Here is a 9,260-nt window from a genome sequence, read left to right on the forward strand (position 1 = left end):
ACTTTCTGGATGCGCGCCTTGAGGTCGGGCGACAGCTTGTTGGCCTTGGCGAACTCCTCGACGTTGATATCGATCATGATCAGCCAGCCCTGGCCTTGGGCGTCTTCCACCAGCGCAATGCGGCACGGTACGTAAATCGCGAAGTTCAGGCTCTGGTCGATCAGGTCCTTGGCGGTCACCGCATCGCAGAATTCGAAAATGGTGGTGGTGCGCTGCGGCTTGCCGGTATTCGCCTCGACCTGCTTGGACAGGGGCAACTCGGCCACCAGTTTGAGGTTCAGCGCATTGGCGCGCAGGCGCATCGACTCGGCTGCATCGGCCATGCTGACGCCGGGCTCGATCGCCACTTTGTACACGCCGGACTGCTGCTGCACCGGCTTGGCCTTGGACGCGGCAAGACTGGCCGGCGCGAACCCGACGCTGGCTAGAACGAGGCTGAGGGCGGCAAGAAATGTCGGGCGCATGGAAAATCCTTATTTAAAACATAAGCGAAGCGGCATCTTACACGGCCGGCCATGCGGCTTGCCGACACAAACGTGCCAGCCAGCGCCGGGCAATTTGCGTCAGATCGCTACTGCGCGCGGCACAGCGCCAGGGCTTTTTGGTAGTGCTGGCAGGCTTCGCCGGTCTGCCCGCTCTGGGTCCGCAATTCGGCCATGCGGATATGCGCTTCGGTGCTGGGCGCCACCGCCAAGCTAGCTTCGAGATAGCTTTGCGCCTTGCCCCACAATTCCTGCACGCTGCACAGATGCGCCAGCGTCAATAACAGCTGGGCGTCGCGCGGCTGGGCATGCAACCACTTCTCGGCCTGCTCGATCTGGCGGGTCGGGCTGCTGCCGCGCACGTCGCCGTACAGCGTCACCAGATCTTCGTGCCAGTCGCGGTTGAGCGCGGCCTCGATCACGTCGAGCGCGGTGTCGGCGCCGCCGCGCTGCATGAAGGCGCGTGCCGCAGCGCGCGCGACAAACGCATCGGTCTTGAAGTCGGCGGGCACTTTCTTCCAGTACTCCAGCAGCGCGCGGTCGTCCTCGGCGCGTCGTCTGAGGTTTTCAGCATAGGCCATGCGGCGCAGCTGTGCGATCGTGGCGGGCTCCATCGCATTGCTGCGGGTCAGGGCATCAAGCAGCTTGTCGACCTCGTCCCACTGCCCGGTCATCTGGCGCGCCTTGAGCTCTAGCCGCAACAGGGCGGTGTGCTGCGGCGCGATGGCCCGAGCCGACTGGATTGCCACCAGGGCGCCGGTGGCATCTTTCATGTCGAGCAGGGTTTCCGCCTCGAACAGCTGGGCGGCAAGTTCGGCACCGTGCTCGGCCGCTTCGCGCACATGGCGCTCGCGCTGCGCCGAGGCCCGCATGTCCTGCGCCGCGTGCGCCGCCAGCACCCGCGCCACGCCGATGCGGGTGGCGTCGCCCTGCCATTTGCCGAGGATCTGTTCGGCGTCCTGATAACGGTGCTCGGTATAGGCCTTGAGTCCGCCGGCGAAATTCTCGTCGCGCTTTTGCGCCGCCCGCCGTTCGCGCTGTTCGCGCACGATGCGCGGCAGGTTGAGCGTGAGCAGGGTCAGACGCAACAGCAGGATGCCGCCCACCACCAGCCCCACCAGCATCAGCACAAAGCTGATGAAGGAGATTTCCATGCGCCAGGGCGGATACACCAGCACCACGTAGCCAGGGTCGTAACGCCCGGCCATCGCCAGCCCGACCGCCAGCACCACGATGATGAGCAGCGAAATCAGCCAGCGCATTTAGTGATTCCCCTTGTAGGCGTCGAGCGCAGCCAGGCTGGCATCGATGCCGGGCAGCTTGCTGGCGATCTGCAGTGACGACAGCCGCTTGATTTCCTTCAGCGCCGCGACGACACCATCGTCGCGCGTATTGAAATAGCGGTTGAGCGTGTCGGCCACCGCATTCAGATCGGCCCTGAAGGCGGCCTGGTCCTGCGACTGCAGCGCCAGCCGCGCCGACAGCAGGCGCAGGCGCAGATTCTCGCGCAGGAAATAGGCCTGGTCGGGCGGCAGCAGCACCGCTTCGTTGCGATCGACGCGGCGGATCTGCACGATGCGGGTCAGCTCGCCCCACAACTCCTGCCCGAGGCTCACATTCTGTTTTTGCGCACGCGGCGCCGGTGCGGTTTCGGACGCCTGCGCGCTGGCCAGCGGCCAGTTGGAGATGCGCGCCACCAGCGCCTCGATGCGCACGCTCGCCCCCACTTCGTCGAGCGACGGCACCGCCCGCAAGGTCGCCAGATCGGTCGCGATGGCGCGCCGCAGCGCGGTGAACTGCGGCTTGTCAAGGCGCTGCAGGCGGGTGTCGGCGCCTTCCAGCGCAATGATCGCGGCCTTCACGTTGCCGGCCAGTTGCAGTTGCTGCGCGGCGGTCAGCAGCACTTGCTCAATTTCGGCCAATGCCCACTGGTCGCGCCCCTGCGCCAGTTCCTTGTACAGGGTTTCGAGCGCCAGCTGCTGTTGCTGCGAGGTGACCATCTGGCTGTCGATGCGGGCGACTTTTTCGCTGACCTGCCGCATCGCATCGTCGGCGTTGCGCGCCAGCAGGCGGGTCTCGCTGACTTCCTTGCCGGACTCGGCCAGGCGGCGCCCCAGCTCGGTTTTCAGGTCGCGAATGCGCTCGCGGCTGTCGGACCACGACCAGGCGGCGGCGGCCAGCGCCAGCGAGGCGATCAGCAAGGCTACCAGCGGGACAGCCTGAAACCGGCTCGGAGCGGATTGGACAGCAGGGGATTCGGACGTGTTATTCATGGAGATTCCTGAACCAGTTGATCATGCCTGCGACCAGGCCGGCATCGCCGCCGGGCGTCGCGATGACCCGGGCCACGCCAAACTGGCGTGCCGCGGCAGCGATTTTCTCATGCGGGACGAAAAGCGGGGTGCGCAGCAGCAGCGGTCTGCCGGCGTCGCCCAGCAGCGCCTCCAGATTGTGCAGGGTCTCTGCGCTGGTGACGGTGACCGCATCGATGCCGCCCTCTTGCCACCGCGCCAGCAGGGGTGCGGCATCGGCCTGTGGCCGCACCCGCCGGTAAGCCTCCAGGTAATGCACCGTGGCGCCGCGCGCGCGCAGGGTGTCGGCCAGCAGCTCGCGCCCGCCCACGCCGCGCACGATCAGCACGCGCTTGCCGGCCACCGCATTGAGCTGCGGCAAAGCCAGCAAGGCTTCGCTGTCGTGGCCGTCCGGCGTGATCACGTCGCTGACGCCGCGTTCGGCCAGCGCCCGCGCGGTGCCGGGGCCGACTGCAAAACACTGCACCGCGGCCGGCAGCGCGCCGATGGCCGCCATGCCGAACTGCGCTGCGTTGGGGCTGATGAAAATCACGCTATCCGCCGTGGCCAGCTGCGCCAGTGGTTCGGCCAGTTCGCGCACCGGCACGGCTACGATCTCCAGCGCCGGAAAAACCACTGCCGAACCGCCCGCTTGCCGGACGGCCTGCGCCAGCGCGGCGGCTTGCTGCAGCGGCCGCGTCACCAGCACGGTGCGGTGCGCCAGCCCTTGCATCATCCTGCCGGCAAGGCGTCGAGTATGGCGCGCGCACCCAGCGCCAGCAGCTTGTCGGCCAGCAGCTGGCCGACCGCCTCGGGGTCGCGCGGGTCGCCTGCGGCCGCATCGTGGATGAACTGGCTGCCATCGGGGTTCGCCACGAATCCCGCAATGTGCAGGGTGTCGCCCTGCAGCGTGGCGTGCGCGCCCAGCGGCACCTGGCAGCTGCCGCCCAGCACGCGGCTGACCTGACGTTCGGCGCGCACGCAGGCGGCGGTTTCCGGATGGTTGAGCGCGACCAGCATCGCTGCCACCGCGGGCTGGTCGCTGCGGATTTCGATGCCGAGTGCGCCCTGCCCGGCAGCTGGAATACTGTCTTCCACGGAAAGCAGGCTCTTGATGCGATCGCCCAGACCAAGCCGCTTGAGCCCGGCGGCGGCGAGCAGGATCGCGTCGAACTGGCCCTCGTCGAGTTTTTTCAGCCGCGTGCCGACGTTGCCGCGCAGCGGCTTCACGGTGAGATGCGGATAGCGCGCGCGCAACTGCGCTTCGCGGCGCAGGCTGGAAGTGCCGACCACGCCGCCGGGCGGCAGGTCGGACAGGCGTTCGTATTGATTGGAGACGAAGGCATCGCGCGGGTCCTCGCGCTCGCCGATCACCGCCAGCGTAAAACCGGGCGGCAGTTCCATCGGCACGTCCTTCATCGAGTGCACCGCCAGATCGGCCTGCCCCGCCTCCAGCGCCACTTCGAGTTCCTTGACAAAAAGTCCCTTGCCGCCGATTTTGGACAGCGTGACGTCGAGGATCTGGTCGCCGCGCGTGGTCATGCCCAGGATGCTCACCGTGCAGCCGGGGTGTAGCGCACGCAGGCGGTCGCGGATATGCTCGGCCTGCCACATGGCGAGGGCGCTTTCACGGGAGGCGATGGTCAGGGTATGCATGGCGGTAGGAATAGACTGTTTGATTTGGCAAATGATGGCGCGACACTCACACTCATGGCGACTCCATCATCACGCAAAGGAACGACGGCAATGAAGCGACTGATCGCACCCTGGATGGTGATGCTCCAGGCCATGATTTTAGCATGCGGGCTGGCGCTGGCCGGCGCTGCCAGCGCTGCCGACGGGCTGGTCCAGGCGAGCAGTTTCAAGGCCGATGGCAAACTGGCGGCGCAGCGCCGCGTGCCCATCCTGGTGGTGTTCACCACCCCCGGCTGCCATTACTGCGAACGCGTCAAGAACGAATACCTGATTCCCATGCACAAGGATCCGGCCTATCGCAAACGCGCCATCATTCGCGAAGTCACCGTCGGCGCCACCACCCCGCTGACCGATTTCGACGGCACCGTCACCACCGAAGGCGCATTCGCCGCCGCCCACAAAATCTTCATGACCCCAACCGTCAAGGTGCTGACGCCGCAGGGCGCCGACACCGGCGAAGCCATCGTCGGCATGCTGACCCCGGACTATTACTTCGGCTACCTGGAAGCCGCCATCGACGAAGGCGGCCGCAAAGTGCGCGGCAAGTAAGCGCACACTGCGGGCGGCCTGCCAGTCCTCAGTAAATCGGCGCTAGAATCGCGTCCATGTCCGGATGCGCATCATGAAAACCCTGCTGGCCGACGACCACCCGCTGATGCGCGAGGGGATACGCCAGGTATTGGCGCAGCTCGAGCCCGCGCTCGAAATCATCGACGCGCACGACTACCCCAGCCTGTTTTCCCGGACGCTCGAACATCCGGACCTCGATCTCGCCCTGGTCGACCTCAACATGCCGGGCTTTGTCGGCATGCAGGGCATCACCCTGTTCCGCAACCAGTTCCCCGACATCCCGCTGGTGGTGCTGTCGGCCTCGGAGTCACCGCACGACATCCGCAGCGCGCTCGAAGCCGGCGCCCTCGGCTACATCCCCAAAGCCGCCACCACCGCCGTGATGCTGACTGCGCTGCGGCAGGTGCTGGCGGGCGACATCTACGTCCCGCCCTGTCTCGACGACAGCCAAATCGGCCTCTACTCCATCGTGCCCGACGATTTCAAGGCACTGCAAAACCGCGGCCTGACGACGCGCCAGTTCGAAGTCGCGCGCCTGCTGGTGCAAGGCTTCGCCAACAAGAACATCGGCAGCATGCTGGCGATGAGCGAAGGCACGGTCAAAGTTCACATCGCAGCGATTTTTCGCGCCCTCAATGTCAGCAACCGCACCGAGGCCGTGCTCGAAATCCAGCGGTTGATGCAGAAGCAATAAGCGCCGGTGAACTTCCTGCGCGACCTGTTCAGCCGCCTGCCTCCGCTCACCAGCATCCGCAGCCGCATGCTGGTGATCGCCCTGCTGCCGGCCCTGCTCGCCGAATTCGGCATGGTGGCGTATTTCACCTCGCAAACACTCGCCACCGCCGAGGAAGCCCTGCACGCGCGCGCCAGCAACGCGGTGCATCACTTGGCCGACGCCCTGCCGTATGCGCTGATCAGCGGCGACATCCGGCGCGTCGAGGCCCTGCTCGAGTCCGAAGCGCAGACCAGCCGGCTGTCGATGGTGCGCGTACGCGATGCCAGCGGCCAGCTGCTTGCCAGCACCGGCGACCGCCCGCGCGACACGCCGGTCGGGACGCAATTCGTCCAGCAGGCCGAAATCCTTCTGCCCGGCACCGGCTTCCACGACGACGCCCTGTTCGCCGGCCCCGCGCAGCCCGTCAAACAAGGCCTGGGGCAGGTGGAAGCCGGGGTCTCGCTGCTGGAAATCAACGCGTTCAAACGCGATGCACTGCTGCACGCTGCACTGTTGATGCTGGTGGCGCTGGCGCTCACCGGCGCGCTGGCCTGGCGCCTGTCCGACAAGCTGGCGTGGCAGCTGCAGCATATCGGCCGCGTGGTAGGCCGGCTCGCGCACAACGATCTCACGGTGCGCGCGCAGCTCCCGCCCGCCGGCGAAGTCGGCGCGCTCGCCGCCGGGGTCAACGACATGGCCGAAGCCCTGCAGGCGCATCGCGGCGAACTGGAAAAGCGCATCCGCGAAGCCACCGCCGACCTCGCCGCCAAAAAGGACATGGCCGAGCGCGCCAACCAGGCCAAGTCGCGCTTTTTTGCCTCGGCCAGCCACGACCTGCGGCAGCCGCTGCACGCCCTGTCACTGTTCATCGCCGCACTCAAGGCACGCAACAAACAGCCCGGCACGCAGACCCTGATCGACAACATCGAGGCCTCCACCGCCGCGATGGAGCTGCTGTTCAATTCCCTGCTCGACATTTCACGGCTGGACGCCGGCGCGATCGAGGCGCATCCGGTGCACTTTTCGCTGCGCAGCATGCTCGACAAGCTCGACAAGCAGTTCAGCCCACTCGCCGCCGAAAAGCAACTGCGCCTGCGCTTTCACACCGTCGAGGTCACCCTCTACAGCGACCCCCTGCTGATCGAACGCATCCTGCTCAACCTGATCGCCAACGCCATCCGCTACACCGACCACGGCGGCATCCTGGTGGCCTGCCGCCGCCGCGGCCGCATGCTGCGCCTCAGCGTGATCGACAGCGGGCGCGGCATCCCGCCCGACCAGCAGGAAAACATCTTTCACGAATTCGTCCAGCTCGATAATCCGGCGCGCGACCGCAGCAAGGGGCTTGGGCTGGGGCTCGCCATCGTGTCTCGTCTGAGCCGGCTGCTGGGACACCGCGTCGACCTGCTGTCGCGCCCCGGGCACGGCTCGGCGTTCAGCATCGACGTACCCTGCGGCGATGCTCAGCTGATCCAGTTGCCGGTGCCGCTCGCCGCCCCCGGCAAGCTCGCCGCCGACGCCCTGGTGCTGCTGGTGGACGACGAATCCGCGATCCTGCGCGGCATGGCCGAGCTGTTCGACAACTGGCATATCGACCTCGTCACCGCGCACAGCGCCGCCGAAGCCGAACAGGGACTGCTCAGCCTCGACCGCATCCCCGACGTCATCGTGTCGGACTACCGCCTGCCGGGCGACACCGACGGCATCGAAGTCATCGCCCGCCTGCGCCAGAAATTCGGCCGCGACATCCCCGCCATTCTGGTGACCGGCGACACCGCTCCCGACACGATCCTGCGCATCAGCCAGGCCGGCATTCCGCTGCTGCACAAGCCGCTGCGCCCCGCCAAACTGCGCGCCCTGCTGACCCACCTGATCCAGCAGGGGCGCGCCGCCGCTGTGGGATAATCCCGAAAACCGGCACTTGCCGCTTCCCGCTCACCTCTCACCGCTTACCAGACACCATGCACATCCACATCCTCGGCATCTGCGGCACCTTCATGGGCGGGATCGCCGCCATCGCCCGAACCGCGGGCCACACCGTCACCGGCTGCGACGCCAACGTCTACCCGCCCATGTCCGACCAGCTGCGCGCGCTCGGCATCGACCTCATCGAAGGCTACGACGCCAGCCAGGCCGACCTCAAGGCCGACATCTTCGTCGTCGGCAACGTCGTCACCCGCGGCAACCCGCTGATGGAAGCCATTCTCGAACGCGGCCTGGCGTACACCTCCGGCCCGCAGTGGCTGGCCGACAACGTGCTGAAAGACAAATGGGTCCTGGCGGTCGCCGGCACCCACGGCAAGACCACCACCTCCGCCATGCTGGCGTGGATCCTCGACGACGCGCGCATGCGCCCCGGCTTCCTCATCGGCGGCATCCCGCAGAACTTCGAAGTTTCCGCGCGCCTCACCGACAGCCCCTTCTTCGTCATCGAAGCCGACGAATACGACACCGCCTTCTTCGACAAGCGCTCCAAATTCGTCCACTACCGCCCGCGCACCGCCATCTTCAACAACCTCGAATTCGACCACGCCGACATCTTTGCCGACCTCGCCGCCATCGAAACCCAGTTTCACCACCTGGTGCGCACCATCCCCGGCAACGGCCTCATCGTTGCCAACGGCCGCGAAGAAAACATCGACCACGTATTCGAGCGCGGCCTGTGGACCCCGGTAGAACGCTTCGGCAGCGTCGGCGGCTGGACCGCCGGCGAACCCGACGCCAAGGGCAGCTTCGACGTGTTTTTCAACAGCGTCCTGCAAGGCCGCGTCAACTGGGAACTCATCGGCGAGCACAACCGCATGAACGCGCTCGCCGCCATCGCCGCCGCGCGCCACGCCGGCGTGCCCGCCGCCACCGCCATCGATGGTCTCTCCCGCTTCGAAAACGTCAAACGCCGCATGGAAGTGCGCGGCGCCGTCCACGGCATCACCGTCTACGACGACTTCGCCCACCACCCCACCGCCATCACCACCACCGTAGAAGGCCTGCGTGCGAAAGTCGGCAAAGCGCGCATCCTCGCCGTGCTCGAACCGCGCTCCAACACCATGAAACTCGGCGTCATGAAAGCCGCCCTGCCTGCCAGCCTCGCCGGCGCCGACCAGGTCTACTGCTTCGGCGCCAACCTCGGCTGGGACGCCGCCATCGCCCTGGCCCCGCTCGGCGACAAAGCCCACGTATTCGACAAACTCGACACCCTCGTCAGCCAACTCGTCGCCGACGCCCGCCCCGGCGACCACATCCTGATGATGAGCAACGGCGGATTCGGCGGCATCCACGCCAAACTGCTGGACGCGCTGCATCACCACTATCACGAGGATATTGTGCTGACGGCGATGCATCGGTATGGGGGGTATGCGTGAGGTTGGGTTGTTGTAGTTGAAGTGTTCGCCGGGCTGGGGACTGTTGGCCGGGGGTAGCCCGGCAGCTAGTCACTTTCTTTTGGTTTCGCCAAAAGAAAGTAACCAAAGAAAAGGCGACCCCGCTCATCCCCGAAACCCCGGAAAT

Annotated in this window: 9 protein-coding genes; 4 read left to right on the plus strand and 5 right to left on the minus strand. The window is 66.4% G+C overall.

Annotated features, from left to right (window positions below):
* The 5 genes from IV098_RS16280 to hemC all read right to left on the minus strand — a co-directional run.
* Window positions 1–464, minus strand: a 464-nt coding sequence (locus IV098_RS16280; protein ID WP_296890995.1) for a DUF302 domain-containing protein, incomplete at its 3' end; no start/stop codon positions are given.
* 107 nt (window positions 465–571) lie between these two features.
* Complete coding sequence (locus IV098_RS16285; RefSeq protein WP_296890997.1) at window positions 572–1,744, minus strand: heme biosynthesis protein HemY; 1,173 nt, start codon at window positions 1,742–1,744, stop codon at window positions 572–574.
* Window positions 1,745–2,755 (minus strand): uroporphyrinogen-III C-methyltransferase, encoded by a 1,011-nt coding sequence (locus IV098_RS16290; RefSeq protein WP_296890999.1) that lies wholly within the window; start codon window positions 2,753–2,755, stop codon window positions 1,745–1,747.
* A complete protein-coding gene (locus tag IV098_RS16295) occupies window positions 2,748–3,509 on the minus strand; it encodes a uroporphyrinogen-III synthase (RefSeq protein WP_296891001.1) in 762 nt (253 codons plus the stop codon). The genes IV098_RS16290 and IV098_RS16295 overlap by 8 nt, the downstream gene beginning before the upstream one ends.
* Window positions 3,506–4,429: a hydroxymethylbilane synthase gene (gene hemC, locus IV098_RS16300; RefSeq protein ID WP_296891003.1), complete on the minus strand. Its 924-nt coding sequence runs from the start codon at window positions 4,427–4,429 to the stop codon at window positions 3,506–3,508. The genes IV098_RS16295 and hemC overlap by 4 nt, the downstream gene beginning before the upstream one ends.
* A 90-nt stretch (window positions 4,430–4,519) precedes the next feature.
* Between hemC and IV098_RS16305 the strand changes: the two genes are divergently transcribed.
* The 4 genes from IV098_RS16305 (at window position 4,520) to mpl (ending at window position 9,115) form a co-directional block, all read left to right on the plus strand.
* Entirely contained in the window at window positions 4,520–5,017 is a 498-nt protein-coding gene (locus IV098_RS16305) for a thioredoxin family protein (RefSeq protein WP_296891005.1), read from the plus strand.
* Window positions 5,018–5,090: 73 nt separating this feature from the next.
* Window positions 5,091–5,732, plus strand: coding sequence for a response regulator transcription factor (locus IV098_RS16310; RefSeq protein WP_296891007.1), 642 nt, complete (start codon window positions 5,091–5,093; stop codon window positions 5,730–5,732).
* Between the two features lie 6 nt (window positions 5,733–5,738).
* Entirely contained in the window at window positions 5,739–7,658 is a 1,920-nt protein-coding gene (locus IV098_RS16315) for an ATP-binding protein (RefSeq protein ID WP_296891009.1), read from the plus strand.
* Between the two features lie 56 nt (window positions 7,659–7,714).
* Window positions 7,715–9,115: a UDP-N-acetylmuramate:L-alanyl-gamma-D-glutamyl-meso-diaminopimelate ligase gene (gene mpl, locus IV098_RS16320; protein WP_296891011.1), complete on the plus strand. Its 1,401-nt coding sequence runs from the start codon at window positions 7,715–7,717 to the stop codon at window positions 9,113–9,115.
* Window positions 9,116–9,260: the final 145 nt, after the last annotated feature.

It is taken from the genome of Thiobacillus sp. (assembly GCF_018780105.1).
Lineage (GTDB): Bacteria > Pseudomonadota > Gammaproteobacteria > Burkholderiales > Thiobacillaceae > Thiobacillus.

Coding starts and splice junctions, on each gene's coding strand:
- IV098_RS16285 (WP_296890997.1), bottom strand. CDS start 1,744: ATGCGCTGGCTGATTTCGCTGCTCATCATCGTGGTGCTGGCGGTCGGG.
- IV098_RS16290 (WP_296890999.1), bottom strand. CDS start 2,755: ATGAATAACACGTCCGAATCCCCTGCTGTCCAATCCGCTCCGAGCCGG.
- IV098_RS16295 (WP_296891001.1), bottom strand. CDS start 3,509: ATGATGCAAGGGCTGGCGCACCGCACCGTGCTGGTGACGCGGCCGCTG.
- hemC (WP_296891003.1), bottom strand. CDS start 4,429: ATGCATACCCTGACCATCGCCTCCCGTGAAAGCGCCCTCGCCATGTGG.
- IV098_RS16305 (WP_296891005.1), top strand. CDS start 4,520: ATGAAGCGACTGATCGCACCCTGGATGGTGATGCTCCAGGCCATGATT.
- IV098_RS16310 (WP_296891007.1), top strand. CDS start 5,091: ATGAAAACCCTGCTGGCCGACGACCACCCGCTGATGCGCGAGGGGATA.
- mpl (WP_296891011.1), top strand. CDS start 7,715: ATGCACATCCACATCCTCGGCATCTGCGGCACCTTCATGGGCGGGATC.